This is a genomic window from Saccharopolyspora sp. SCSIO 74807, assembly GCF_037023755.1.
Taxonomy (GTDB): Bacteria; Actinomycetota; Actinomycetes; order Mycobacteriales; family Pseudonocardiaceae; genus Saccharopolyspora_C; species Saccharopolyspora_C galaxeae.
This window is the reverse complement of sequence record NZ_CP146100.1, coordinates 1,537,572-1,563,330: the sequence shown is the minus strand read 5'-3', so window position 1 is coordinate 1,563,330 and position 25,759 is coordinate 1,537,572. Positions and strand designations below refer to the sequence as shown.

The following is a 25,759-nucleotide window of genomic DNA, read 5'->3' as shown; positions in this document are numbered from 1 at the left end:
GGGGAAGAGTAGAGGCACGTCAATAGTCCATTTGTGCGGACTGCGCCACCTCTACTGGCCAGTAAGTGATCAAATCGTTACTTTTGGCGTGCTTCAAATTTCGTTCGCAACCACACGAGTCGCATACGCTATGTAGCGATCGCGTCTGGGCTGTGTTCGCCCGAAAGGAGGTATCGGCACGACAGTGCGCAGGAACGACGAGTGCATGTGATGTCGGGGGGGGGGCTTATGTGCATGAATGCAAGCTTATGCACAGAGAGTTTGTAGGGGGAGATCTGTGGACGGGCGCACCTACGTGGACCGGATAGCAGCCACCCGAAGTGCTGCTTTCGGAAGTAGTCCGCTTTCGTCGGTCGGCCGGTGCCTTATCCGGAACGCAGAGTTTCAAGATGTCGCGCAAAACGAGGACGATCCCGGCGACTTAGTTCGGTGGATCGCCCAGCACGGAGCCGACGCCATCGGCGAACTGAAGCTCTATGCGCAATACGGGATGCTGATCGAATCCATCGGAACCCGGTTCGGGCGCTACCCCGCGTTCGGTCCCGAGGACGGCCACCAGGAAGGCGTGTTGGCGCTGCTGGAGATGGCCCGCGCAGGGGCAGCCGACTTCACGCGACGGGTGAAGCGCTCGATCACATACCGGGTGTCCACCGAGGCGTCCCGCCTTTCCCGCGCCGTAACCGGGTTCAGCCGCGATCAAGTGCGCACCGTGTACGCAGCGCTCGAACAAGCGGCCCATGACCACCAGACCGCCCGTGAGTTCGTGCTCGCCCACCCCGATGTGAACCGGCGTATGCGCGCGGACACATTCGATGCCATCGCGGCGCTGTTGCAGCCAGCGCACTACACCATCGACGACGCGCTCAACGATCACGCCGACCCGTGGCTCGACGAGGCCGCCGCGTACGTCGATGAGCTGCTGAGTCACGAAACGGTCAGCGAGGACGAACACGAACTGCTGTGCCGCGCTTACGGGCTCTACGGGTTCGCCCCACATACCGACCACGACCTCGGCCAGCACCTCGGAGTCGATCGCAGCGTCGCCGGCAAAGCGCGCCGCCGAGCGCTGGCCACGCTGCGCGCTGTTGCCAAGGACGTTGCTGCTTGAGGGCAGGCAGACAGACGTGCCGCACTCATATTCCCGCTCCCAGGAAGGAAGACGACTGTGCCCAGTACCCGCTCGGACTGGCCCGAGCCGGCCGACACCTACACGCTCCAGCCTGTCTGGGAAGTGTGGAGCAAGCACAAGGAATACCTCGGCGTGGTCCGTCGCGAGGAGCGCTCAGGCACTAGCGTCTACATCCCCGAACGCAAAGATGGAAACCCGATCGAACTTCCACGAAGGGGCAGCCGACCGGGCTGGTCCAGCAAGAACAGTGCCGCCGCGGCACTTGTGCTCTCCTACCGCTGACGGTACGGGCGTGCCTTGTGGCAGCGTCCTGCTCCGCCGCCGGGTTAGGCGGTACTTTTGTGCACAAATGACTTATAGTCTTGTGTTAAGCTTCTCTCGTCAGAAGATGACGGCACCGTCCGTCACCGAGCATTGTCACCGCACTGACAATAGAAGGGCTCCCCGATACGTCGGGGAGCCCTTCTTGCGTCTGCGCTAAGGTGGTTGAATCTCATGGCGGATCTTCCGTCGTACCTGGGGCTGCACTGTTGACCTTCTTCAACTGTTGGCCACCGGTGAGGGCTCACCTGGGTACTCGTCACTTGATCGTGCCCCAGCTACGCTCGACGAGCCGGACGAGAGAGAGCTGTACCGCGAAGGCGGCTGGTCGACTCAGGGAACGTGGTGGTTGTAGGTGGAACACAACGATCTGCCCGTCGGTAACCGCATCCGTCAGGCGCGGGAGCGCTCCGGCATAAGCCGTCGGGTGCTCGGTGGGCTCGTCGGTCGCTCGCCCGAATGGGTGAAGGCAGTCGAATCCGGCCGTCTCCAGACGCCAAAGCTCCACATGCTTACCAAGATCGCCGGTGCTCTCGACATCAGCGACCTCGCCGAGCTGACAGGCGACGGAGAAGCAGTCTCGATCTCCCGGTACGCGATCGGCCCCGCGCACGGTGCGCTCAACGACGTGCGGGCGGCCTTGATGGACTACCGGCTCAGCTCGGATACGCGCCCGGTAGACCTGGCGCACCTGCGTGAGCGGCTTGCTGCGGCGTGGCATCTTCGCCACTCGTCACCGGACCACCGGACACAGGTCGGTGCCGTTCTGCCGAACCTCATTCGTGATGCGCAGCGTGCTGTGCGGGCACGATGGGGACAAGAACGTCGAGACGCACGCCGGATCTTGGCGGGCGTCTATCAGTTGGCGGATTTCTACGTTGCCTACCAACCGGCTCCTGAGTTGGTGTGGCTCGTCGCTGATAGAGCGGTTACCGAGGGGCAGGACGCCGACGACCCGTACGCGATGGCGGCAGGCGCATGGGCACTGGTGCAAGCGCTGCGCGAGTCCGGGCGTTGGGACGAGGCGATCTCGGTCGCACATGACGGCGCCGCACAGCTTGAGCCCTATATGGAGTCGGCGCCTGATGACTGGCGCGGGATGGTCGGAGCGCTACGCGCGGAAAACGCCCTTACGTACGCCCGGAAAGGGAGGCATGGGGACGCCTGGCGGTACTGGGAGTCCGCGTACGAGATCGCCCGAAAGCTCGGGCCGAGCTATCGCCACGTCCAGTCCAGTTTCAGTCTCTCGATCATGCAAGCGAATGCATTGAGTCTCGGTGTTGATCTCCGCCGCAACGGCGAGGCACTGAAGGCCGCGAGAGGACTCGACCCTGACCACATCGTCTCGATCCCGCGCCGTTCACGGCACTTGATCGAGGTGGCGCGTGCTTACGCAGAGCACGGCGAGAGTGCGTCAGTACTGGAGATCCTGGCCAGAGCGGAGCGAACAGCTCCGGAAACGGTTCGATTCAACGGCTGGGCACGGGACCTGAGTCTGAAGCTTCTTGACCACCCGCCAACGGGGGAGCAGGCAGCCGTCCGCGAGCTTGCCACGAAGATCGGCACCCGCTGATCGGGTGAGGGTACAAAACGTACCTACTCTCTTGCTGGTCGTGCACGAAGGTGCCGATCATGAGCTACAGCCTGTCCACCGTGGACCTGCTCCCCGAGTGGCTTCGTGCGCACATCGAGGCGATTGAGGACAGCAAGCGTGCCGGCTTCATGTTCCTCTACCTTCCGAGTTTGGCGAACCTGACGACGTTGCAAGGGGTCCACAAGACGCATGGCGCGATGGACGTCTACAGCGCGAGTTCGACGTCAGACGCCGTCGCGGCTCGGTTCCGGCTCGAAGACCTGGAGGGTGGAAGACCGCGGCCATTGTGGCAAGCGCATGGATCGGTCACGGACGTGGTGGGCGAACTAATGCAACTGCCGCCGCATGGGTCCACGGGGGCGCCGAATCTCGCGCTTCCGCTTCCAGGCGAGCTGTGGGTGCCGCCGTTCGCCCGGTGACCTCGCAGCAGCGTCTGCATCGCGCATTGGTGCGCTCCGAGTAGATCGTTCAGTTTCGCCAAAGCCTTTCAGGGGAGATCCGAAAGGCGGGGACTAGCCGTATTAAGAGTCAGGAGTATTCGTGTTTCACGAGATAATGTGGATATTGGTGCTTCTTGTTGCCGGGCTCAGTGCGCTCGCGTGGTGGGCGTCTTCGCCGGAGCGGGAGCAGCAGGGGATCAACGAGGGAAAAGACCGAGCCACCCGAGCGTGCGACCGATGAGTAGACCGGTCGATTTCGTGTGGGTGGCGAGCGAGAAGGAATCCAGGCTGCATCTCGTCGAACGGTCCGTATCCGAGATGGGAGCGGATTTTTTCCCCGGTTTATGTGAGCACTGGGTCCGCGGGGTCATTGGGGCATGGTCGGGCCGCCCCCCGCACGTTCACGGCTACGCCTTGTGCGAGCCGTGCTGTGTGATTGCGAAGATTTTTCCAGTTCTGTCCGAGTCGGCCGTGTCTCTCGACGAAGCCCTATCGAGGGCGTTGGGCAGCTCCCGGCCGGGGGCGCACTCGACGGATCGGGCGACGGCACTGATTCCGCGCGTAGCGGATGTCGAGGCAACCGACCAACTACCGGTGATCCGCGATGGTGTTCACGTCGTGGATTGGCCTGTGGTTGACCAAGATCTTGACGGCCCCGGCTTACACATTGGTGTCCCCGGCAGCGCTGACGAACGGTCCTGGCAGTCCTCACCTGCCAGGCACACCCGTCAAGCATCTCCGCCGGGGACGGCAGCCGAGCCTACTCGGCTTCCGGGGCAGTCGTACAGGCCGCGCCACGCGCTGGAATTCGGGGTGGAGGCGGCATGACCGAGCACAGTGAGCGGACCACGGGAGCCGCGGACAACCGTCAGTTCCGTGCCGTGGTTCCGGGTGTGGATCCCGACGCCGCTTATCAAGCTATGCGGCAGGCGGGCGGATTTCGCTCGTGGGAGGACCCGACCCGAGATCTGCACTGCCTTGGGCCGAACCGCGTCGAGGTCTACCGGGCCGGCGGGCTGTGGGTGCTGACCGTTAACGGTCCGAGCGTTGAAGCCGTCCGCGACGGTGTGCGCCTGCTGCGGTGCGGTGCGGACCGGGATGTGCACGAACTGAAGGGAGCAGTGTGATCGTCATGACGTTGGTGGCAGCCCTGTTCGCCGTGGTTGTCGGCGCCGCCGTCGGGTCGTACAACGCCCGCACCCTGTGAAAAAAGTTCGGGTCGAGGGTTGTCGTCAGCACCGGACTCGGCCCGTTTCGGCCCTGGCCACTGGCACACGAGGTGGTGGCCAGGGCGTCCAACCAAAAAGGGGAGGGCTAGCTCGCAAGTTTGGCCCGGCCCGCCTTCGCGACGGCTGGTTGGACCGGCGATGCCACCGCCGACATCCCTGAGAGGAGAGGAATTTCGTGCCCGAGGACTCAGACTCGCAAAAAGAACCGGAAGACGGGGACGACGAGCAGGCCAAACCCGTCTACGACTCGAAGGGGACGCCGCATTGGCCGGGGGTCGGGCCGCAACTGTGACCCAGCGATTAGAAAGAATCCTGAAAAGGGGCTGAATATGTCAAAAACTCCAAATGCCGAGAAGGAGGCTGTCGCGGGGGTGCCGATTCCTGTTCCGGTTGAGATCTTCCCGACCGCTTCCGGTGTTGGGGTCGACACCGAGCATGAGTTCACAGGCGCCCACGAGACTGAATAGTCCTGCGGGCTGGTCCGTCCAAGGCCGACGCTGTAGAGATCGATTACGGCGTCGGCCTTGCTCGCATGAGCATCGAGCTGTCCAGGTGAGTGTCCTGGCGACCCTGCGTCTTGGACTGGTCTATCCAGGTGATCCGGGGAGCTGAGTAGTTATCCCCCCGCGCCGTCGGTGCCTTGTTCGTTACCGTGCCCTCGGAGAGATCGTCTGAGGAGGGGTGTTGGCTTACGGGGACCGGGACGTTCTCCAGCAGCATGGGGATGTCGCACCGTCGGTGATCGGCCCGGAGAGCGTCGCACCGCTCGACGCCGATGAGCAGTTGCCGGAGACGGTGTACCTGCCGTCCGAACGTGTCACCGACCGCAACGCCGAGGTGACCTTGGAGCTGCGGGCGACCGGGCAGGGGCAGATCGCCATGCTGGCGTTTACCTCGTTGGAGGAACTCGTCGCCGGGTGCGGCAATGCGCAGCCTTGGGTGTCGGTGCGCGGCCATCAGGTTGACGAGTTGCGATCACTCAGTGGCGCTGACGTGGTGGTGTGGGATTCGGCGCTGCCCTATGAGGAGCGGAAGACCCAGTTGGAGCGGCAGAAGGGCAACGAGAACTGATGGCCGATCAGGTAGGCGTCGACCCAGAGCTGTTGTCCTCACTGACCAGCAAGCTGCGCAACGTCGCCGCGGACGTGGAAGCCGAGGCCAGCGAGCCGCCGATCCCGCAGGCCGGAGAGGTCACCGATGTGATCGAGGCAGCCCTGCGGTTGATCTGCACCGGCGTGGGCAACATGTCCGCCAGCGCGGGCGGTGTCGGCGACGCTGTGGCCGAGAGCCGAGACACATACACCACGACCGACTACGAGTCCGCGTTGCAGCTGGAAAAGACGCAGCTCAATGCAGAGAACCCGAACTGACGATCTCTGAGGATTGAGAAGCAGTGGGAGAGCTGGACACCGAGGTCAAGGGCGACCCCGAAACCTTGACCGTCACCGCACAGTGGATGCGCGAACGCTGCGTCAGCCTGGAGGACCTCGCCCGAGCGTTCGCGTCGGCACGCGGCGAATCGGAGACCGGATGGCTTGGCTTGGCCGGTGACAATCTGCGCGCTCTGCTGACCGAAGGCGACAAGATGGCCAACGGCCAGACGATGCTCATCACGAGCATGGTCACCGCGCTGGAGACCCACCAAGCCGACCTGCGCACGGTCCGAGCCCGTATGCAGCAGGCACGTGATGTGGCGCGCGAAGGCGGCTTGGTCATCGAGGGTTTCAAGATCAAGGAGCCGGGTCCGGCGCCTGCCGCCCCGGGGCATTTGCCGAAGAACGCCACCCCGCAACAGAAGGAACAGCACGCGGGCCTGACCGAGGCGAACGCTGACTACGTCAAGCAGGTCCGCGCGTACAAGGAAGCAAGCCAGATCGTCAAGGCCGCCAAGGACAAGGAAACGAACTCGCAGTCGATGGTGGTGCAATTCCTCTCCGGCACCTTCGACCCGGCGAAGTTCACGGTCACGCTCGGCGATATTTCCGGTGGTACGGCTGCTGCGATCGCTGCGCGGACCTCTGCATGGCGCACGATCGCCTCGAACGTGAAGAGCCCGGCCCTAGCCTCGAAGATGGCCGCAAACCCGAGCATTAGCGCAGCCGGTCAGCTTAAGGCAGCATCGATCGCCGCCGAGCGCACGATGGACCACAAGTATGCGTTGAACATGGCGCAAGCTACCCGCGCGTCCCGGTTCATCGACAAGTACGTGCCGCCGCGGGTCACGCGGATGCTCGACGCGAAGATTGTGCCCAAGAGCGTGACCCCTCCCGCCAATATCTTTGTGCGGGGCGGCAGCAAGGTCCTCAGCAAGCTTCCATGGGTTGGCCTGGGCTTCACCGCCGTGGGCGTCGGTCTCGACGTCTCCGGTGGCAAGGATCCGACGCAAGCGGTCGTGTCCAATACCGCTGGCTTCGCAGTAGGCGGCCTTATCGGGGCCTCTATCGGCGGCCCGGTAGGTGCTGTCGCAGGCGGGTTGATTGGAGTCGGAGTCGGCTTCGTCGTCGATGAGGTGTGGGAAGCGGCCGGGTAGCGTTCTCGCCAAACCCCGGACCATGAGCAGGAAAGCAGGACTGCACTGTGCCGCAGGTCGCCCCGAAACCCGACCCGACCACTGGGGAACCCCGCCCCCCGCGCGCCCCTGTGCTCAAGGAAGACCACCACGAAAAGAGCAGGGTCGACCCCACCAAGGCGAACTACCCCCCGGCCCCGGAAGGTGAAGGGCCGGTCCTGGAGTGGTACCAAAGCTCGGCCCGAGACTTCTTCCTCATGGGCGTCTATGCCTCAATCGCACTGCTGCTCTTCGCCATCCTCCGCGACTGGGGCTTTGGGTGGATGAGTACCTGGTGGATGTGGCTGATCATCCTGGCACCCATCCCGGTGTTCAGCCTCGTTGTCCGCTTTCAGCAGCGGGTCGGGATCTCCGCGGGCGCGGAATGGTTCGCCAGCGACCGCACGACCTACGTTCGGGTCTACGAACTCGCCGAGGTCAAACTCGAAGGCACCTACGGCGGGTGGGACCTAAGCCTCGAAGATCGAGTCGGTGGCCGAGCTTTGGTCAACCTCCGCGACGTGCAATGGGATCGCGACCTCTGGGACCTGGTCTACAACGGCATCGTGTACTCGGTCCAACAGGGTGCGAAGACGAACGCGCGCGCTGACTCGATGTTTCGCTGATTTGGCAGGTGTGAACTGGTCAATCCCGGGATCTGACCTGACGCCGACGCCAATAACCGTCGCGCGTTCGGTATAATCGTCCCTGACGGGCGTCGCCGCGTACCTGATTCACTAGCGCTGCCGCATCAGCCGGCACCTCCGCGACCGTCCAACGTCGCTTCCGTTGATGCCGTATCGACGGTCACGCCTTGCACGAACAGCTGCGCCTCGCCGAAGCTGATTCCGCAGCGGATTGCTGTGGCGGTGCTCCCACCGCACACGGCGGCGGCCGCGGACGCTGCCGCCGTCGACGAGAGACCGCCACAATCCCTTGCGCTCGCTGCAGGAGGCGGCAATGCCAAGCTGACGGCGACCGAAAAGGCACGACGGTGGCTCGACGAGCAACGTGAAAGGTCGTGACCTCCGAATCAAGGTCACCGCGGGGGTCGGCTGCGCTGAAGGCTCGGCGTTCACGGGCGTCGGCGCCACATCAACGCAAACAGTACGTCTAATGCTGCTTTTCGGCGCTTAGCGCACTTAGTGAAAATTGCCATTGTTGCAGCTAGGGATATCAGCGCCAAATAGATCAGTGTCACGACGCCGGCCATGTCGGGTATAGCCATGGTGGAGATCAGCATCATCGCGACCCCCCGTCGTTGCGATGCTTGCTCGCCACAACATTTAGTTCTGGGCTCTCGTCTTCCTGTATCCTTTTCCACGATTCGAGTAGCGGCGCTGGGAAATCTTGCGGATGCGCGTCGACTATTTCGTGGCAATGCTGACACAGCATAAGAGTGTTGTCGAGCGTGTCGAAATGTTTTGATGGGTCAAAGCCGGGTATTGACATTGACGCTGGGCGTATATGAACTATTTTTGCCGCGTTGATTGCACGGGGCTTTCCGGCAACCCAAGCGATACACGTCTCCGCGCATTCCGGATTGGCGCATGTACGCGCTGTAGCGAATAGGCTCTCTGCAAATTTATTTGGCGGGGGCGAAATCTTCTTACGCCGATTTTCGACCGCCTGAAGGGCTTGGCGGTAGGAACACCCGTGTTGTGCCTGATATGCCCTGGCCGCGCGCTTACGCGCCTGGTTCACTTTGCGCTTAGGGGGCGAGTCACCCATGACAGCCTCCGCAGGAGCCCATGCCGTCCCACACGAGGTCGGGTAACCGGCGCTGCCGTCGTGGACGACTTGTCCTCATCGTCACCAGCTGCATGGGAACCAGATGACTCGGAGCGGGCCTGCGTTCTGCCCGCCGCCGAGTGTAGCTGTCCGCGCTGACACGCCCGCTCAACGGGTCGGCATCTAATGAACGCCGCAGGGTATGGCCTCAGGCGGACAGCTCATTCCCGGGGTACGTGGTGGCACGGATGCGATACATGATGGTTGCATGAAGCTTTCCCGGGCCGAGTTTGAAGAGCTGGTGGCCGATGCGCTCGATACGATCCCCGGCGAGTTGATGCGGCTGCTCAACAACGTCGTGGTGCTAGTCGAGGACGAGCCGGATCCTTCGGACCCTGACGTGCTGGGTCTGTACGAGGGCATCGCGCTAACGGAGCGCGATAGCACCTACGGCGGTGTGCTACCGGACCGCATCACCATCTACCGAGGCCCGACGCTGCGGGTGTGCGAAACCCTTGACGAGGTCGTGCAGGAGGTTGCAACGACCGTCGTCCATGAGGTCGGACATCACTTCGGCATCGATGACCAGCGGCTTCATGAACTCGGATGGGCCTAGCTCGACGGGTGTATATCGGTATAAGCTGCACGACGGTGATCGCGACCTCGTCGACGACGTCCTGCTCGCTGTCGCACATCTCCAGCAGCGGCTCGCGGTAGATCATGATCCGGTCCGGCAGCACGCCCGCGTAGGCGCTGTCGTCCCGTTCGGTCAGCGCGATCCCGAAGTACAGCCCGAGCAGCGAGGGATCCTCCGGGTCGCGGTCCTCGACCAGCACGACCACGTTGTTCATCGCCGTCGCGAACTGCTCCGGCACCAGGTCGAGGGCATCGGCGACGAGCTCCTCGAACCGCTTCCGGGTCATCTCCACCGGCACCGGTTCAGCGCTCCCCGGTGGCGGGCACGCCGGGTTCGATCGGCGCGCTGTCCTGCGGCGCGGGTTCGGTACCGACCTGCACGTCACCCTTGACGCTGCCGGTGACCGGGGCGAGCCCGCTGCCGTCCGGCAGCTGCGCGCTGGCCTTGCAGTTGACCTGCCGGGAACCGGCGTCCCAGCTCTCCTGCGGCAGCGTGTCCCAGTAGCTGACCAGCTTCTTGTCCGCCACCGCGGTCGGGCTGCCCGCGTATGGCGCGGTGAGTTCGGTGCAGCGGGTCGCGAGGAAGCCGTCCTGCTGGTCCTCGCCCGGGAAACCGCCGGGGAACTGCCGGCCGAGGTCGACCAGTCCGGTGATCTCCACCGAATGCGGCTGCGCGCAATCCACCGGATCCCACACCGCGGTCCCGTTGACGCCCAGGCAGCGACCCACCTCGTAGGTGTTCGACTGGTCCTGCTTGGCCACCTGCCCCTTGATCGCGTACAGCTTGCCGGACGGGCCGGGCTGCTGGAGCCCGCAGTGCAGGGTCCGGTCCCCGGAATCCCAGCCCTGCTGGCTGGGCGTGAACGCGCCGACGGCGAACCGGCCGTTCGGGTCCAGCCTGCCGCCGAGGTACCGGTTCGAGACCTCCGTGCAGCGTTGCTGCTTGAGCTGCTGCCACTGCTCGCCGCTCGGGTAAGGCGTGTTCGGGCCGAACTCCGCGTTCAGGTTGGCTTGACCGGTGACCTCGAACAGGTGCCGCTCGCCGCACTTGACCTGGCGGATGTCGGCCGCGTCGGGTTCGGTCCAGTGCAGGCAGCTGCCGGCCTTCGCCTGGAACACCGGTGGCGTGGCGGGCGAGGAGCCTTGCCTGCCCGGGCCGCCGATGCCGGAGCCGCCACCGCCGGTGGGCGTGTTCAGCAGTGCGCTGATCAGCAGCACCAGTCCGCCGCCCAGCGCGGCCATCACCATCAGCAGCCAGGTGTGCGGCTTCTTCCGGCGGTTCCCGGATTTCTTGTCGGCGGCCATCGAGCTACATCATGCCTGGCGGCCGATGGGCACGCGCGGGTACCGAGACAACGTGTCGAAACCGATTCGTGTCCGGTTGCGTTGCGGCATTGCATCCCCTGCCCGGGGCGGCGATGGGTAGGGTTGCCGCAGGGAGCGGGCGATGACGGGAAGATGGCAGACCATTGGTTGAGCAGGACAGACCACGGCGCGAGGACGAATCCCCCGACGGACAGCAGCCCTCCGGCGCTGATCGGACCGGCGGGACCAACGGTGACGAGCCGACCGAGCAGGTGCACGCGCCGCGTGGCCGGGTGCGCCAGCAGGACGCGGAGACGGCCACGCCGCGCGAGCCGACGCTGAGCGAGCAGCGCGCCCGGGTCGCCGCCGAGAAGCGCCGCGAGGAGCAGGAGCAGCGCGAGCTCGACGAAGCGGAGCGCAAGACGCAGAAGCGCCGCCGCGTGATGGTCGGCGGCGGGGTCACCGTGGGCGTGGTGGCGCTGGTGTCGGCGTTCTACTCCGGTGCGGCCTACAGCGAGCAGAAGAACGCGGTCGAGCAGTACTGCGCCGCCGCCGACCAGCAGCCCGGCCAGACCACGGTGGAGCGTCCGGAGCTGTGCAACGAGGACTACGTGCGCAGCCAGGGCGGTTACCCGACCGGCGGCGGCATGATGTTCATGCCGATCTTCTTCCCCGGCACCAGCACGCCGATTCCCGGGCAGGGCCACTCCTACCGCTACGGCTACACCCAGCCCGGCACCTCGGCCCCGCCGGTGGGCGGCACGGTGAACTCGCCGAACTTCAACAAGCCGTCCGGCGCCACGGTCAAGGACGGCAAGGGAACGACCGTGTCCCGCGGCGGTTTCGGCATCAACAGCAAGGGCACGAGCGGGAGCTGACGAGTGCGTCGCAGGACAACCGGACGACGGCCGGACTGGCAGCGCAAGATCGAGGAACTGGGCCTGGTGTTCGGCTCGCCGGCCCGCGCCGCCGACGGATCGCGGCGGCCGTACTGGGACGAGGCCGTGCACTACGAGTTCGGCCTGGACGAGGTGCTGTCCCTGGAGGCCGACGTCGAACTGCTGCAGTCCATGTGCCTGGACGCGGTGGACCACGTGATCACCACCGAGCGGTTCAAGGACTTCGGCATCCCGGAATGGGCTTGGCCGCACATCGCCGATTCCTGGAAGCGCGGCGATCCGCACCTCTACGGCCGGTTCGACCTGCGCTACGACGGCTCCGGCCCGGCGAAGCTGCTGGAGTACAACGCCGACACCCCGACCTCGCTGCTGGAGGCGGCGGTGGTGCAGTGGCACTGGCTGACCGAGTGCCACGAGGGCGACGACCAGTGGAACTCCGTGCACGAGAAGCTGGTCGAGCGCTGGGGCGAGATCAAGGACCAGCTCTCCTCCAACGAGGTGCACTTCACCTGGTCCGGCGCGGACACCAGCGGCGAGGACAACATCACCTCCGCGTACCTGCAGGAGACCGCCGCGGAGGCCGGGATCGACACCGTCGGCCTGGTCATCGAGGACATCGGCTGGGACAGCCTGCTGGAGCGCTTCGTCGACCTCGAAGAATCCCCGATGAGCTCCGCCGTCAAGATCTACCCCTGGGAGTGGATGGTCGACGACGAGTTCGGCAAGCACGCGGTGCACAGCCTGCCCGCGACGCAGTGGATCGAGCCGCTGTGGAAGATGCTGCTGTCGAACAAGGCGCTGCTCGCGGTGCTGTGGGAGATGTACCCGGGCCATCCGAACCTGCTGCCGACCTTCCTGGACCAGCCGGGCCTGCTGACCGAGTACGTGCGCAAACCGCGGCTCGGCCGCGAGGGCAACAACATCAGCGTGGTCGCGCCGGGCTGGGAGCTGGACACCGGCGGGGTCTACGGCGAGGAAGGCTTCGTCTACCAGGCGTTCGATCCGCTGCCGGAGTTCGACGGGATGCGCCCGGCGCTGGGCGCTTGGGTGGTCGGCGACTCCGCGGCGGGCCTGGGCATCCGGGAGACCGCGGGGCTGATCACGGACGACGGGGCCGCGTTCGTTCCGCACCGCATCCCGGGTTCCTGATCTCCGCGGTGTCCCCTGTCCGGCGCGACATGCCGCGCTGAACTGTGTTTTCGTGGGCTGGTGGGGCGTTCCGCCAAGGGGGAGGGCACGCCCCGACGAGCCAGCGGGGTGGGACCGATGCCCTACAGCCAAGCGCCGCAAGACGACGGCACCGGCCCGGACGAGCAGCGGCAGGACGAAATCCGGCCCGAGTCCGGCGCGGCGGACGAGCAGCGCGCCGGTGATCAGGAGCCGGATGTGCTGCTCGACGTGCCGGTGCTGAAGGTCGATGAGATCAACTTGGAAGTCGAGGACCTGCACGCGAAGGTCTCGCTGTCGGCGGAGGTCCTCGATCTGCTGCGGCTGAACGTCGGGGCGGATGTGACGCTGGGGCGGGTCGGCCTGGACATCAAGGGCGTGGAGGCGGAGGCGCTGCTGAAGGTCCGGCTCGGCAACGTCGCCGCGATCATCGAGCGCGTGTTGCAGACGATCGACCGGAATCCGGAGATCCTGGAGCAGATCACGCGGGGAGCCGGAGCCGCCTTGCGCGATGTCGGATCCGGTGCCGGTGAGGCTGTGGAAGAGGTCGGCACGGGAGCGGGTCAGGCTGTGGAAGAGGTCGGCACGGGAGCGGGTCAGGCTGTGGAAGAGGTCGGCACGGGAGCGGGTCAGGCTGTGGAAGAGGTCGGCACGGGAGCGGGTCAGGCTGTGGAAGAGGTCGGCATGGGGGCGGGCCGCGCAGCCGAAGAGGTCGGCACGGGGGCGGGACGAGCGGTCGATGACGTCGGGGCCGGAGCCGGTCGCGCGGCGGAAGAGGCAGGCTCGGGCGCGGGCCGCGCAGCGGAAGGCGTCGGTGCGAGTGCCGGACGGACGGCCGAGGAGCTGGGCGAGCGGGTCGGCCGGGCTGCGGGAGGCGTTCGCCGCATCGCCGGGGAAGCCGGCCGGGGCGTTGGGAGAGCCGCCGGCAGCGCCGCCGGTCGCGGCTCCGAACGCAGCGCGGAACGCAGATCCGAAGGCAGCACCGAACGCAAATCCGACGGCACCGAAGCAGCAGGCAGGTCGCGGCGCCGCACCGACGAGGGCGATGCCCGCGAGCCTCGCGGCCGTTCGGGGCGCGCGAGGATCCCCAAAGGGGGTCGGTCCGGCGAGGACCCTCGCCGGGAGCCGCGACCGCGCCGTCGTCGCAGCGACGAGTGACCGAGCACGACGCGGAAGTGTCGTGGACCGCCACCGTGGCGGCCGCGGAGCTGACCTTCCGGGCGGTTCCCGCCTCGCGGGTCGACTTCACCGGGGACCACGCCCCCGGATCGACTTCCGGCAGCGTTCGCCGTGGCGTGTCCCGCCCGGCTCGGGAAGAGGTCGTGTACCGCGACGTCCGGGTGCACCACTGGATCTTGGCGGCGCTCGAGACCGAGTCCAGGGCGAGTCCGGAGCCGACGTGACCGCGCCCGCGGCTGCGCGGCGCCCGGCCGCCACCCGTGCGGTCCCTGGCCGGTGCGGCCCGCTAGGCTGACCTGCTGTGATCGACCTGAAGACGCTTCGCGAAAACCCGGAGGCCGTGCGCGCTTCGCAGCGCGCCCGCGGTGAGGACGCGGCACTGGTGGACGCTCTGCTCTCCGCCGACGAGCGGCGCAGGTCGGCGGTCTCCCGCGCGGACACGTTGCGGGCCGAGCAGAAGCAGCTCGGCAAGCAGGTCGGCAAGGCCCAGGGCGACGAGCGCGAGCAGCTGCTGTCCCGGGCCAAGGACCTGGCCGCGCAGGTCAAGGAAGCCGAAGCGGAACAGGGCGCGGCCGACGACGAGCTGCTGGCCGCGCAGAAGAAGGTCTCCAACGTCGTCGAGCCGCAGACCCCGCACGGCGGTGAGGACGACTTCGCGGTGCTCAAGCACGTCGGCACCCCGCGCGAATTCGACTTCGACGTCAAGGACCACCTGGAGCTGGGCGAGGGGCTGCGCGCGTTCGACATGGAACGCGGCGCGAAGGTCTCCGGCGCCCGGTTCTACTTCCTCACCGGCGTCGGCGCGCAACTGGAACTGGCGCTGCTGAACATGGCCGCCGCGCAGGCCACCGCGGCCGGGTTCACGCTGGTCGTGCCGCCGGTGCTGGTGCGTCCGGAGATCATGGACGGCACCGGTTTCCTCGGCGAGCACTCGACCGAGGTGTACCGGCTGGAGGAGGACGACGCCTACCTCGTCGGCACCTCGGAGGTCCCGCTGGCCGGCTACCACGCCGGCGAGATCCTGGAGCTGTCCGGCGGCCCGCTGCGCTACGCGGGCTGGTCGACCTGCTTCCGCAGGGAAGCCGGTTCGTACGGCAAGGACACCCGCGGCATCATCCGCGTGCACCAGTTCAACAAGCTGGAGATGTTCGTCTACTGCCGCGAGCAGGAATCCCGGGCCGAGCACGAGCGGCTGCTGGCCTGGGAGGAGGAGATGCTCACCAAGCTCGAGCTGCCGTACCGCGTGGTGGACATCGCCGCCGGTGATCTCGGTGCGAGCGCGGCGCGGAAGTTCGACTGCGAGGCCTGGGTGCCCTCGCAGGGCGCCTACCGCGAGCTGACCTCCACCTCGAACTGCACCACCTTCCAGGCGCGGCGGCTCAACACCCGCTACCGCGAGGCGGAGGGGCCGAACCAGTTCGCTTCGACGTTGAACGGCACGCTGGCCACCACGCGGTGGATCGTGGCGATCTTGGAGAACCACCAGCAGGCGGACGGTTCGGTGCTGGTCCCCGAGGCGCTGCGGCCGTTCCTCGGTGGGCGCGAAGTGCTGGAGCCGGTGGCGTGAACGTGCTCGGTGACCGGGTCACCGAGCACGGCGGCCGGCTCAGGCCGGGGCCTTGATCTCCTCCAGCAGTCCCTTTTCCAGCGTGATCCGGACGAGCGCGGCGGAGAAGCGGGCGTAGTCCGCGGCGTCCACCAGCTCGGCGAGGCGGCCCGCGTCCTTCGGCAGCCCCGCCTTCTCCGCGCCGGAGAGTGCCTTCTTGTCGAAGTACGGCCGCAGTTCCGGCCACACCGCCTGCGCTTCGCGGCAGAAGATGTCGATGCCGACCGGGCCGAGGTTGGGCACCTCGCGCAGCAGTTCCTTGATCCGGCGCACGTCCCCGCCCGCTTCCTTGCGGAGCTTGCGCAGGTCGCCGCCGTACTTGTCGAGCAGCAGATCGGCACCGTTGCCGAGCGCGGTAGCGGTGCTCTCGTCGTAGCGGACGTAGCTGCCGCGGCCGAGCGCGTCGACGCGCTGCTGCCAGGTGGCCTCGCGCATCCGGCGGGCGGTGGGGAACGCGCCGAGTTCACGGGCGGCGGAGACCGCGATCTCGGCCTTGATGCGGGTGGACAGCAGCACCGACAGCACCAGCAGCCGGTACAGCTGCGAGGGCTTGTCGGTGAGCGTGAAACCTGCTTGCGCGGCGTAGCTCGTGCCCGCTTCGCGGATGATCGCGCGAGCCGTGGCTTGCTCGGACATCTTTGGCACCTCCTCGGGCGCCGGTCTACCCGTGCGGGCGAGCGGGCACACCGCGACGAGCGCAGCGCGTGGCACCTGCCGCGCGCTTATGGTGGTGAGCGTGTCGGATCACTCGGACGAGGTGCACGGATCGCGCGGTGCGGCGCACAGCCGTGTGCTGACCGGGCTCGGCGACCGGATACGCCGCCTGCGCACCACCCGCGAGCTGCCGCAACGGGATCTCGCAGGCCGGGCCGAACTCAGCGAGGAACACCTCGCGGGAGTGGAGCAGGGCGATGTCGCCCCGTCGCTGGCGGAGCTGACCAGGCTGGCGGACGCGCTGCAGGTCGCGCTGGCGGAGTTGTTCACCGACGAGGCCCCCGGCCCGGCCGCGGTCGTGCTGCGCGCCGAGGAGGTGCCGACCGTCGAGTACGGCGACATCGCGGTGCAGGTCCTCACGCCGCGCTCGGTGATCCCCGGGATGTACGCGGCCCGCTACCGGTTGTCGCCGACGAGTTCCGGGGTGCGGCCGGTGCAGCACGAGGGGCACGACTGGTTGTACGTGCTCAGCGGGCAGCTGCGCATCGAGTTCGAGCAGGACGCGGTGACGTTGTCGCCCGGCGACAGCGTCAGCTTCAGCTCGAACGTGCTGCACCGGCTGGTCGCGCCCGATGCGGCCGCGGAATTCCTGGCCGTCGGCGCCACCCTGCTGGGCGATGCCGGTTCCGCTGCTTGACCGGTCGGAAGCCGCGGTGATCCGCGATTCGTCCCGGAGACCGCGTGGACCCGCCCGTACGGCGAATCGGGATCAGGACCGATTCGCGCGCCGGGCGGCCTTGTTCCGAAGAATCCGGACGAATGCGGCGGTACCGCCGGAAACTCACAGTTCCGGCAGCACTTCTGCCGCGATGTCCTCCACGGTCGACTCAGTTCCCGCGTACGGCTCGTCCGTGCGCGGCCAGTGCGTGATCACGTCGGTGAAGCCGAGCTCCTCGGCCCGTCCCACCACCTCGCGGAAGTACTCGAGGCTGCGCATCGAGTAGGCGGGCGCCGCGTCCGCGGACAGGTACCGCTGCACCCGCTGCGGATCGCGGCCCTCGTCGGCCATCGTGTCCGCGAACCGCTTGGTCAGCTCGGCCACCCCGCGCCACCAGGCTTCGAGGTCGTCCTCCGCGGCCGGGCCGGTGGTGACCCAGCCCCGGCCGAAGCGCGCGGCCAGCCGCATGCTGCGCGTCCCGTTCGCAGCGATCACGAACGGCAGCCGCGGCATCTGCACGCAGCCGGGCGCCCGGCGCGCTTCCACCGCCGTGTAGTGCTCGCCGTACCAGGTGGTGCAGTCCTGCGTGAGGATCTTGTCCAGCAGCTCCACGAATTCCGCGAACCGGTCCACGCGGGTGCCCGCGTCCGGTTGCGCCCCGCCGAGCACCGTCGTGTCGAAACCGGGACCGCCCGCACCGATGCCCAGCGTGATCCGCCCGTCGGAGACGTCGTCGAGCGCGAGCACCTCCCGGGCGAAGTGCACCGGATGCCGGAAGTTGGGCGAGGCGACCAGCGTGCCCAACCGGATGTTGGAGGTGACCGTGGCCGCTGCGGTGAGCGTGGGCACCGCGTCGAACCAGGGTTTGTCGACCAGCGATCGCCAGCCGAGGTGGTCGTAGGTCCAGGCGTGGGCGAAGCCGTATTCCTCGGCCATCCGCCACAGCGGTTCCGCGGCCCACCACCGGTGTTCGGGCAGTATCACAATCCCAACGCGCACATCGATGACCGTATCGGTACTACCCAGATGTGTTCGACCCGATGCGGTCCGTGCCGCGCGGCCCGGCACACAACTCGATCCGGTTTCGCCCAATTCAGGAAAGATCCACACGCTCAGGTGAAGACAGATTAATCCGGACCAATGCTGACCTGCGGCTCGCCAGCATGATCGCGTGAACAAACCGGATCTTGTCGCATCCGATCTGGACGGCACCCTGCTGGACCCGTCGGTGCGAGTGAGCGAGCGGACCGCGCGCACCGTGCGCGCGGTCGCGGCGGACACCCCTTTCGTACTCGTGACCGGAAGGCCGCCGCGCTGGGTGCCGCAGATCGTGGACGGGCTCGGCGTCGCGGGCGTGGCCGTCTGCTCCAACGGCGCGGTCATCTACGACGCCGAGGCCGACCGCGTGCTGCACAGCACCGACATCCCGCCCGAACGGCTGCGCGACGCGGCACGGGAGCTGCGGGACGCGTTGCCCGGCTGCACGTTCGCGGTGGAGCGCTCCACCGAGCGCGCCCGGGACCGGGTGGACGATCAATTCCTCGCGGAGGCGGGGTTCCACCGCGTGTGGCCGAACCGGGACATCCGGGTGACCGGCGCGGACGAGCTGTTCGACCGGCCCGCGGCGAAGCTGATGGTGCTGCACGAGCAGCACCGGGGCGCGGACATGGCTCCCGCGGTGCACGACGTGCTCGGTTCCCGGCTGTGCCTGACCTGCTCGATCGGAGGCGGTCCGGTCGAGCTGTCCTCGCCGGGGGTGGACAAGGCCAGCGGGCTGGCGTTCGTGGCGGGCGAGCTCGACGTCGAGCAGGATGCGGTGATCGGCTTCGGCGACATGCCCAACGACATTCCGATGCTGGACTGGGTCGGTCACGGCGTCGCCATGCGCAACGCCCATCCCGGTGTGCTGGAGGTGGCCGACGAAATCACCACCTGCAACAGCCAGGACGGCGTCGCGCAGGTCCTGGAGCGCTGGTGGACGAACTGACCGCGGATCAACTTCCCGGGCCCGCCACGGCGGCGGGCTCGGGCCGAGCCGGGGTGGCCGCGCGATCGCGGTGCAGGAAGAACGCGACCGTTGCGGCGATCAGGAAACCGATGCCGAACAGCGTGTAGGCGTTGCCGACCACCTGCTGCGAGAACGTCCAGTTCAGTTCCTTGTCGTCGGTGTAGGGCAAGTACCACTGCGGCCCGATCAGCACCACCAGCGTCGCGAACAGCACCGACAGCTGCACTCCGTACCAGCGGTGCCGCAGCGCCATCGCGAACAGCAGGGCCAGCGTCGGCGCCGCCCAGACCCAGTGGTGCGACCAGGAGATCGGCGAGATCAGCAGCACCAGGATCGCGTTGATCATCAGTGCCAGCGGGGTGTTGCGCGTGGTCAGCGCGTAGCGCATTCCGAGCACGGCCAGCACCAGCAGCAGCACCGAGCCGCCGATCCACAGCCCGTCCAGCGCACCGCCGGTGATGTCCTGCTTGGCCAGCAGGCTGCGCAGCGTCAGGTTGCCCGCGTAGACCGCGCCCATGTCCTCGCCGGTGGACCACATCTCGCTGAGCCACCAGTCCGCCGAGTCGTTCGGCGCGGCCAGCAACCCCACCAGCACCGTCGCGGCGAACGTGCACGCCGAGATGGACAACGCCCGGAAGTCCTTGCGCAGCAGGAACAGCAGCAGGAACCCGAGCGGGGTGAGCTTGACGGCCGCCGCGATCCCGACCAGCAGCCCGCGCGGCCAGCGGGTGCGCGGCAGCAGGCAGTCCGCGGCGACCAGCGCCATCAGCACCAGGTTGATCTGCCCGTAGTTGATCGTGTCCCGGGCCGGTTCGATCAACGTGATGAACGGCAGCAGCACCGCGGTGCCCACCGCGACCAATCCCGCGCGCGGGGCCGAATACGGCGAGGAGCGCGCCAGCGAATACGCGGTGACGAGGATCGACAAGTGCGACAGGATCGCGACCGCGACCACCGCGCCGTCCTCGGACAGCGCCATCAGGGGGCTGAACACGATCGCCGCGAAAGGCGGGTAGATGAACGGCAGCGTGCTGCTGTCCGGACTTTCCGGAGTGAGATCGCCGCTGTAGATCTCGTAACCGTTCAGCCACGCTCGGGCACCGAGCCGGTAAATCTCGGTGTCCATGTATCCGCGGGTGTCGATCCAGTGCACGAACCAGATCGCGAGCACTTCCAGGACTATCGCCGTGACCAGCAGGTACCTGCCGTCGCGTACCCGAGTCACGCTTTCGATCACCTTCCCGGTCAAGGGCTGCTCGCGGGCGGCGACGATGCTACCGAATCCGACTCGCCGAGCGGGTCGCCGACCGGAGCGATATTGATCCGCGCGCACTGCCGCAGACGACTCCGGAGTGTGGCGAAATATCACTGTTCGTGGTACCCAATCCGTCCTGATCGGACTTCCGACCACCCGTATGGCCAGGAAAAACACGGGTGGTAACGGCATCGGGCGAAGAACGTCAACGCGGTTTCGGAGCGCGCGCCGGCGGCCGCTACCCTCGACGGCTGTGAGCTTCGCAGGCTATGACCTGATCGTTGTTGGTTCCGGGTTTTTCGGACTGACGATCGCAGAGCGCGCCGCCACCCAGCTGGACAAGCGGGTGCTGGTGCTGGACCGACGTGACCACATCGGCGGCAACGCCTATTCGGAACCGGAACCGGAAACCGGGATCGAGGTGCACCGCTACGGCGCGCACCTGTTCCACACCTCGAACAAACGGGTGTGGGACTACGTCAACCGGTTCACGGATTTCACCGATTACCAGCACCGGGTGTTCACCCGGCACCAGGACCAGATTTACTCGTTCCCGATGAACCTGGGCCTGTTGTGCCAGTTCTTCGGGCGCGCGTTCTCGCCGGACGAGGCGAAAGCGCTGGTCGCCGAACAAGCCGCGGAGGTGGACACCGCCGAGGCGCAGAACTTCGAAGAGAAGGCGATCTCGCTGATCGGCCGCCCGCTCTACGAGGCATTCATCCGCGGCTACACGGCCAAGCAGTGGCAGACCGATCCGAAGGAACTGCCCGCCGCGAACATCACCCGGCTGCCGGTGCGCTACACCTTCAACAACCGGTACTTCAACGACACCTACGAGGGTCTGCCGGTCGAGGGCTACACCGCCTGGCTGGAGAAGATGGCCGAGCACCCGAACATCGAGGTGCGGCTGAGCACCGACTACTTCGACGTGCGCGGCGAGCTGCCGGACGCCCCGGTCGTCTACACCGGGCCGCTGGACCGCTACTTCGACTACGCCGAGGGCGAGCTGGGCTGGCGCACCCTGGACTTCGAGTCCGAGGTCGTGCCGACCGGCGACTACCAGGGCACGCCGGTGCTCAACTACGCCGACGAAGAGGTGCCCTACACCCGGATCCACGAGTTCCGGCACTTCCACCCGGAGCGGGACTACCCGAAGGACAAGACGGTCATCGTGCGGGAGTACTCCCGGGCCGCCGAGAGCGGCGACGAGCCGTACTACCCGATCAACACCACCGACGACCGGGCGAAGCTGGAGGCGTACCGGCAGCGGGCCAAGGCGGAGGCCAAGGACCGCGGCGTGATCTTCGGTGGCCGCCTGGGCACCTACAAGTACCTGGACATGCACATGGCGATCGGCTCGGCGTTGAGCATGTTCGACAACAAGCTCGTCCCATATTTCACCGAGGGCCGCCTCCTGGACGGCTCGCTGGAGGACTGACGTGACCGACCGGACCCCCGCCGCGTCCGGGGCTGCCGCGCAGCCCGCCGGGACCGGCCAAGCCACCGAGGGCGAGAGCAAGCTCAGCGACGTGACCTCGGTCCGCTCCGGCGGCCGCCGCAAGGTGGCGCCGGAGCAGGTGCTGCAGCGCGTGGTGTTCCCGCGCGGCGAGGACCCGCTGGACGTGCGCGCGCTCTACATCGACGAGCCGCAGGTCGGCACGACCACCGTGTCGTCCCGCCGGTCGATCAAGGTGCCCGCGCACAACAAGATCTCGCTGGCGTCCTACTTCAACGCCTTCCCGGCCAGCTACTGGAAGCGCTGGACGAAGGTCGACGAGGTGGTCCTGCGGCTGAAGGTCAAGGGCGCGGGCCGGCTCGACGTCTACCGCTCGAAGCCGAACGGCGACAGCGTGCACCTGGAAGGTGCGCCGGTGTCCAGCGGGAAGGCCTGGACCTACCTGGAGTTCCGGGTCGCGATGCAGCCGTTCGAGGACGGCGGCTGGATCTGGTTCGACGTGTTCACCAACGACACCGCGCTGGAGATCGACGAGGCGGCCTGGACCACCGACGTCGAGCTGCCCAAGCAGAAGGTCGTCGTCGGCACCACCACGATCCGCCCGCAGGACTGCGTCGTCGCGTTGCAGACCCTGGGTGAGGACCCGCAGGTGCTGGACGTGGTGGAGAAGGTCGTCGTCGCCGACCAGGGCGGGCAGAAGATCCGCGACACCGAGGGCTTCGAGCTGGCCGCCGAGCGGCTCGGCGAGAAGCTGCAGGTGATCGAGCAGGCCAACCTCGGCGGCTCCGGCGGCTTCACCCGCGTGATGTACGAGGGCGTGCACAACTCCGACGCGGAGCAGGTGCTGCTGCTCGACGACGACATCGCGCTGGAACCGGACGGCGTGCTGCGCGCGAACGCCTTCGCCCGCGCCGCGACCCAGCCGGTGATCGTCGGCGGGCACATGCTCAACCTGCAGGCCCGGTCCCGGCTGCACACCATGGGCGAGGTCGTCGACGTCGGCGCGGGCATCTGGCGGGCCGCGCCGGGCGCGGTCACCGACTACGACTTCGCGAAGACCCCGCTGCGCAAGAGCAAGAAGCTGCACAAGCGGATCGACGCGAACTACAACGGCTGGTGGATGTGCCTGTTCCCGCGTGAGGTCGTGGAGAACACCGGGCTGCCGCTGCCGCTGTTCATCAAGATGGACGACGCGGAGTACTCGATCCGCGCGGCCGCGCGCGGCTACCCGACGGTGACGCTGCCGGGCGCGGCGGTGTGGCACATGCCGTGGACGGACAAGAACGACGCCACCGACTGGACGGCCTACTTCCACACCCGCAACCGGCTGATCATGGCCGCGCTGCACAGCCCGGAAGAGGTGCGCCAGGTCCTGGTCAAGCAGGGCCTGAAGCTGACCCTGCGGCACCTGCTGTCCATGGAGTACTCCACGGTCGCGGTGCAGCAGAAGGCGATCGAGGACTTCCTGTCCGGTCCGGACGAGTTGTTCCGCTCGCTGCGCACCGCCCGGCCCGAGGTGGTCGAGCTGCGCAAGCACTACGACGACGCGAAGACGCTGCCGTCGGCGCGGGAGTTCCCGCCGCCGTCCGCGGACCCGATCATGGCCGAGGGCCTGCTGAAGCCGCCGGTGAACCCGGCCGTGATCGCCGCGCGCGCCTCCAAGGCGCTGCTGCACAACCTGAAGGATCCGGAGCGCGAAGCGGGCGAGCGCCCGCAGCTGAACATCCCCGCGGACAGCGCCCGCTGGTTCCTGCTCGGGGCGCTGGACAGCGCGACGGTGTCCAACGCCGACGGCAGCGGGGTGGCGTTCCGGCGCCGCGACCCGGAGGAGTTCCGCAGGCTCGGGTTCCGCGCGTTGGCGAACTACCGCAGGCTGGCCCAGGAATGGCCGCGGCTGCGCGAGCGCTACCGCGCGGCGCTGCCCGAGCTGACCAGCCCGGAGTCCTGGAAGCAGGTCTTCGACGAGACGTGAGCACGCCCCCGCTGCAGACCATCCTGCCCCGACCCCGGAGACGAAGTGACTGCTGAACCGACGACGAAACCAGGCGCGACCGGCGCCGCGGAGCAGGAGTTCATTCCCGGCACGGACGAACCGATGCCGGAGGTCACCAACGAGACCCTCGCCCTGCGCAAGGTGCAGGGCACGCTGGCCAAGCCGCCGGTGGTCAAGGCGGCCAAGGCGATGTCGCTGTTCGGCGAGCACGCGGCCGGTTGGCTGGCGATCGGCGCCCTGGGCGCCGTGGTGGACCGCAAGCGCCGCGGCCAGTGGGTGACGGCCGCGGCCGGGGTGGCCGCCGCGCACGGCGCCTCGATCGCGGTCAAGCGGGTCGTGCGGCGCAGCCGCCCGGGAGACCCGCAGGTGAAGGTGCTGGTCGGGACGCCGAGCAAGCTCAGCTTCCCGTCCTCGCACGCGACGTCGACCACGACCGCCGCCGTGCTCTACGGCGGCCTGGTCGGCAAGCGGCTGACCCCGGCGCTGGTGCCGCCGATGATGGTCAGCCGGATGGTGCTGGGGGTGCATTACCCGAGCGATGTTCTCGCCGGCTCGGCGCTCGGCGGTGCCGTGGCGCTGGGCGTGCGGCGGTTCATGAGACGGCGGAGGAACCGTGGCTGACAAGAACGAGAGCGGCGCGACCGTCAGCGAACCCGAAACCGATTCCGGCGCCGCCGGGACGAACGGTGTCGCGGCCGCGCACGAGGACGCTGGCGAGAACGGCCAGGTCGTGACGGAGACCGACGGCGAGCAGGCCGCGCGCGAAGAGGTCGAGGCCGACGCGGACGGCTCCATCGGCTCGGAGGCCGGCGGCAGCGCCGCCGTGCTGGAGGAGACCACCGAGCAGGCCGAGGACGACAAGGACAAGTCCTCGGACGCCTACCACGCGAAGGTGACCGCGAAGGCGGGCACCGTCGGCGGCCTGATCAGCGGCCTGATCAAGGAGCTGCGGCCGAAGCAGTGGGTGAAGAACGTCCTGGTGCTGGCCGCCCCGTTCACCGCGGGCGCGCTGTGGGACCCGACGATCCTCGCCGACGCGGCGCTGGCGTTCGTGGTGTTCTCGATGGCCGCTTCGGGCATCTACTTCATCAACGACGCCATCGACGTGGAGTCCGACCGCCAGCACCCGACCAAGCGGAACCGGCCGATCGCGGCCGGTCTGATCCCGCTGCCGGTCGCGTACCTGGTGTGCGGGCTGCTGCTGGGTGGCTCGCTGGTGATCTCGGGCGTGGTCAGCATGGGCCTGCTGACGGTGATGGCGGTCTACATCGGGGTGCAGCTGGGCTACTGCTTCGGGCTCAAGCACCAGCCGGTGATCGACCTGTGCATCGTCGCCTCCGGCTTCCTGCTGCGCGCGGTCGCCGGTGGTGCCGCGGCCGGGCTGGTCATCACCCAGTGGTTCTACCTGGTGGTGGCGTTCGGCTCGCTGTTCATGGTGGCGGGCAAGCGCTACGCCGAGGTGAAGCTGGCCGCCGAGACCGGCGCGAAGATCCGCAAGTCGCTGAAGGCGTACTCGCCGTCGTACCTGCGGTTCGTCTGGGCCATCTCGGCGGCGATCACGATCATGAACTACTGCCTGTGGGCCTACGATATCCGCGCGATCGAGCAGTCCCGCTGGGGCATCATCTCGATCATCCCGATGGTGATCGCGATCCTGCGGTACGCGGTGGACGTGGACAAGGGCGTCGCGGGCGAGCCGGAAGAGGTCGCGCTCAAGGACAAGGTCCTGCTGGTCCTGGGCGCCTGCCTCGCGGGTTGCCTGTTCCTGGCGTACTACCTGTAAACCGCCGGCGGAAGTACGCGAACGCTCGACCGGGGTTTTCCCGGTCGAGCGTTCTGCTTTTCGCGGGTTGCCGCGGGGTCCTCCCGGTTGTCGCCGCAAGGACGACCT

At 67.4% G+C, this 25,759-nt stretch carries 25 protein-coding genes and 1 pseudogene; 21 read left to right on the top strand and 5 right to left on the bottom strand.

Annotation, left to right across the window (positions count from 1 at the left end):
- Nucleotides 1–277: 277 nt before the first annotated feature.
- The 10 genes from V1457_RS06905 (at nucleotide 278) to V1457_RS06860 (ending at nucleotide 9,608) form a co-directional block, all read left to right on the top strand.
- Nucleotides 278–1,108 carry a hypothetical protein gene (locus V1457_RS06905; RefSeq protein WP_338601561.1) on the top strand — a complete coding sequence of 277 codons (831 nt, stop codon included), beginning with the start codon at nucleotides 278–280 and terminating at the stop codon, nucleotides 1,106–1,108.
- A 57-nt stretch (nucleotides 1,109–1,165) separates the two neighbouring features.
- Nucleotides 1,166–1,411 (top strand): hypothetical protein, encoded by a 246-nt coding sequence (locus tag V1457_RS06900; RefSeq protein ID WP_338601558.1) that lies wholly within the window; start codon nucleotides 1,166–1,168, stop codon nucleotides 1,409–1,411.
- A 394-nt stretch (nucleotides 1,412–1,805) separates the two neighbouring features.
- Complete coding sequence (locus tag V1457_RS06895; RefSeq protein ID WP_338601555.1) at nucleotides 1,806–3,023, top strand: helix-turn-helix domain-containing protein; 1,218 nt, start codon at nucleotides 1,806–1,808, stop codon at nucleotides 3,021–3,023.
- 59 nt (nucleotides 3,024–3,082) lie between these two features.
- Nucleotides 3,083–3,463 (top strand): hypothetical protein, encoded by a 381-nt coding sequence (locus tag V1457_RS06890; RefSeq protein WP_338601553.1) that lies wholly within the window; start codon nucleotides 3,083–3,085, stop codon nucleotides 3,461–3,463.
- Nucleotides 3,464–4,308: 845 nt separating this feature from the next.
- Nucleotides 4,309–4,611, top strand: coding sequence for a hypothetical protein (locus V1457_RS06885; RefSeq protein ID WP_338601550.1), 303 nt, complete (start codon nucleotides 4,309–4,311; stop codon nucleotides 4,609–4,611).
- A gap of 786 nt (nucleotides 4,612–5,397) precedes the next feature.
- Nucleotides 5,398–5,784 (top strand): SAV_915 family protein, encoded by a 387-nt coding sequence (locus tag V1457_RS06880; protein WP_338601547.1) that lies wholly within the window; start codon nucleotides 5,398–5,400, stop codon nucleotides 5,782–5,784.
- Nucleotides 5,784–6,083, top strand: coding sequence for a hypothetical protein (locus V1457_RS06875; RefSeq protein WP_338601544.1), 300 nt, complete (start codon nucleotides 5,784–5,786; stop codon nucleotides 6,081–6,083). The genes V1457_RS06880 and V1457_RS06875 overlap by 1 nt, the downstream gene beginning before the upstream one ends.
- A 23-nt stretch (nucleotides 6,084–6,106) precedes the next feature.
- The gene (locus V1457_RS06870; RefSeq protein WP_338601541.1) at nucleotides 6,107–7,243 is read left to right on the top strand and encodes a hypothetical protein; all 1,137 of its coding nucleotides are present in this window, start codon (nucleotides 6,107–6,109) and stop codon (nucleotides 7,241–7,243) included.
- A 47-nt stretch (nucleotides 7,244–7,290) separates the two neighbouring features.
- Entirely contained in the window at nucleotides 7,291–7,887 is a 597-nt protein-coding gene (locus V1457_RS06865) for a hypothetical protein (RefSeq protein ID WP_338601538.1), read from the top strand.
- 1,373 nt (nucleotides 7,888–9,260) lie between these two features.
- A complete protein-coding gene (locus V1457_RS06860) occupies nucleotides 9,261–9,608 on the top strand; it encodes a metallopeptidase family protein (protein WP_338601535.1) in 348 nt (115 codons plus the stop codon).
- A 19-nt stretch (nucleotides 9,609–9,627) separates the two neighbouring features.
- Here V1457_RS06860 and V1457_RS06855 read toward each other — a convergent pair.
- Nucleotides 9,628–9,927, bottom strand: a pseudogene (locus tag V1457_RS06855) (metallopeptidase family protein); the annotation flags it as partial.
- 4 nt (nucleotides 9,928–9,931) lie between these two features.
- On the bottom strand, nucleotides 9,932–10,933 hold the full coding sequence (locus V1457_RS06850) for a septum formation family protein (protein WP_338601532.1): 1,002 nt from the start codon (nucleotides 10,931–10,933) through the stop codon (nucleotides 9,932–9,934).
- 164 nt (nucleotides 10,934–11,097) lie between these two features.
- On the opposite strand from V1457_RS06850, the gene V1457_RS06845 reads away from it, so the two are divergent.
- The 5 genes from V1457_RS06845 to serS all read left to right on the top strand — a co-directional run bounded on the left by V1457_RS06845 (nucleotide 11,098) and on the right by serS (nucleotide 15,745).
- The gene (locus V1457_RS06845) at nucleotides 11,098–11,811 is read left to right on the top strand and encodes a hypothetical protein (RefSeq protein WP_233626572.1); all 714 of its coding nucleotides are present in this window, start codon (nucleotides 11,098–11,100) and stop codon (nucleotides 11,809–11,811) included.
- A 3-nt stretch (nucleotides 11,812–11,814) separates the two neighbouring features.
- Nucleotides 11,815–12,981, top strand: a complete 1,167-nt coding sequence (locus V1457_RS06840; RefSeq protein WP_200068130.1) for a glutathionylspermidine synthase family protein — start codon at nucleotides 11,815–11,817, stop codon at nucleotides 12,979–12,981.
- Nucleotides 12,982–13,098: 117 nt separating this feature from the next.
- Nucleotides 13,099–14,157, top strand: a complete 1,059-nt coding sequence (locus tag V1457_RS06835; protein ID WP_200068131.1) for a hypothetical protein — start codon at nucleotides 13,099–13,101, stop codon at nucleotides 14,155–14,157.
- Entirely contained in the window at nucleotides 14,154–14,402 is a 249-nt protein-coding gene (locus V1457_RS06830; RefSeq protein WP_200068132.1) for a hypothetical protein, read from the top strand. The genes V1457_RS06835 and V1457_RS06830 overlap by 4 nt, the downstream gene beginning before the upstream one ends.
- 77 nt (nucleotides 14,403–14,479) lie before the next feature.
- Nucleotides 14,480–15,745 (top strand): serine--tRNA ligase, encoded by a 1,266-nt coding sequence (gene serS / locus V1457_RS06825; RefSeq protein ID WP_200068133.1) that lies wholly within the window; start codon nucleotides 14,480–14,482, stop codon nucleotides 15,743–15,745.
- Between the two features lie 39 nt (nucleotides 15,746–15,784).
- Here the strand turns inward: serS and V1457_RS06820 are convergent, their stop codons facing one another.
- Nucleotides 15,785–16,420 (bottom strand): endonuclease, encoded by a 636-nt coding sequence (locus V1457_RS06820; protein WP_338601520.1) that lies wholly within the window; start codon nucleotides 16,418–16,420, stop codon nucleotides 15,785–15,787.
- Nucleotides 16,421–16,520: 100 nt separating this feature from the next.
- On the opposite strand from V1457_RS06820, the gene V1457_RS06815 reads away from it, so the two are divergent.
- Nucleotides 16,521–17,135, top strand: a complete 615-nt coding sequence (locus V1457_RS06815) for a cupin domain-containing protein (RefSeq protein WP_338601517.1) — start codon at nucleotides 16,521–16,523, stop codon at nucleotides 17,133–17,135.
- A 144-nt stretch (nucleotides 17,136–17,279) separates the two neighbouring features.
- Here the strand turns inward: V1457_RS06815 and V1457_RS06810 are convergent, their stop codons facing one another.
- Nucleotides 17,280–18,155, bottom strand: a complete 876-nt coding sequence (locus V1457_RS06810; RefSeq protein ID WP_200068136.1) for an LLM class flavin-dependent oxidoreductase — start codon at nucleotides 18,153–18,155, stop codon at nucleotides 17,280–17,282.
- Nucleotides 18,156–18,327: 172 nt separating this feature from the next.
- Here V1457_RS06810 and V1457_RS06805 point away from each other — a divergent pair, with 172 nt between their 5' ends.
- Entirely contained in the window at nucleotides 18,328–19,143 is an 816-nt protein-coding gene (locus tag V1457_RS06805) for an HAD family hydrolase (RefSeq protein WP_295142594.1), read from the top strand.
- A gap of 7 nt (nucleotides 19,144–19,150) precedes the next feature.
- Here V1457_RS06805 and V1457_RS06800 read toward each other — a convergent pair whose 3' ends face one another.
- The gene (locus V1457_RS06800; RefSeq protein ID WP_338601512.1) at nucleotides 19,151–20,389 is read right to left on the bottom strand and encodes a glycosyltransferase 87 family protein; all 1,239 of its coding nucleotides are present in this window, start codon (nucleotides 20,387–20,389) and stop codon (nucleotides 19,151–19,153) included.
- Nucleotides 20,390–20,672: 283 nt separating this feature from the next.
- On the opposite strand from V1457_RS06800, the gene glf reads away from it, so the two are divergent.
- From glf to V1457_RS06780, 4 genes are all read left to right on the top strand, one after another.
- Nucleotides 20,673–21,857 carry a UDP-galactopyranose mutase gene (glf, locus tag V1457_RS06795; RefSeq protein ID WP_200068139.1) on the top strand — a complete coding sequence of 395 codons (1,185 nt, stop codon included), beginning with the start codon at nucleotides 20,673–20,675 and terminating at the stop codon, nucleotides 21,855–21,857.
- A 1-nt stretch (nucleotide 21,858) separates the two neighbouring features.
- Nucleotides 21,859–23,847 (top strand): glycosyltransferase, encoded by a 1,989-nt coding sequence (locus V1457_RS06790; RefSeq protein ID WP_307849841.1) that lies wholly within the window; start codon nucleotides 21,859–21,861, stop codon nucleotides 23,845–23,847.
- 123 nt (nucleotides 23,848–23,970) lie between these two features.
- Nucleotides 23,971–24,489, top strand: a complete 519-nt coding sequence (locus V1457_RS06785; RefSeq protein WP_200068660.1) for a phosphatase PAP2 family protein — start codon at nucleotides 23,971–23,973, stop codon at nucleotides 24,487–24,489.
- Nucleotides 24,490–24,694: 205 nt separating this feature from the next.
- On the top strand, nucleotides 24,695–25,651 hold the full coding sequence (locus V1457_RS06780) for a decaprenyl-phosphate phosphoribosyltransferase (protein WP_233626697.1): 957 nt from the start codon (nucleotides 24,695–24,697) through the stop codon (nucleotides 25,649–25,651).
- Nucleotides 25,652–25,759: the final 108 nt, after the last annotated feature.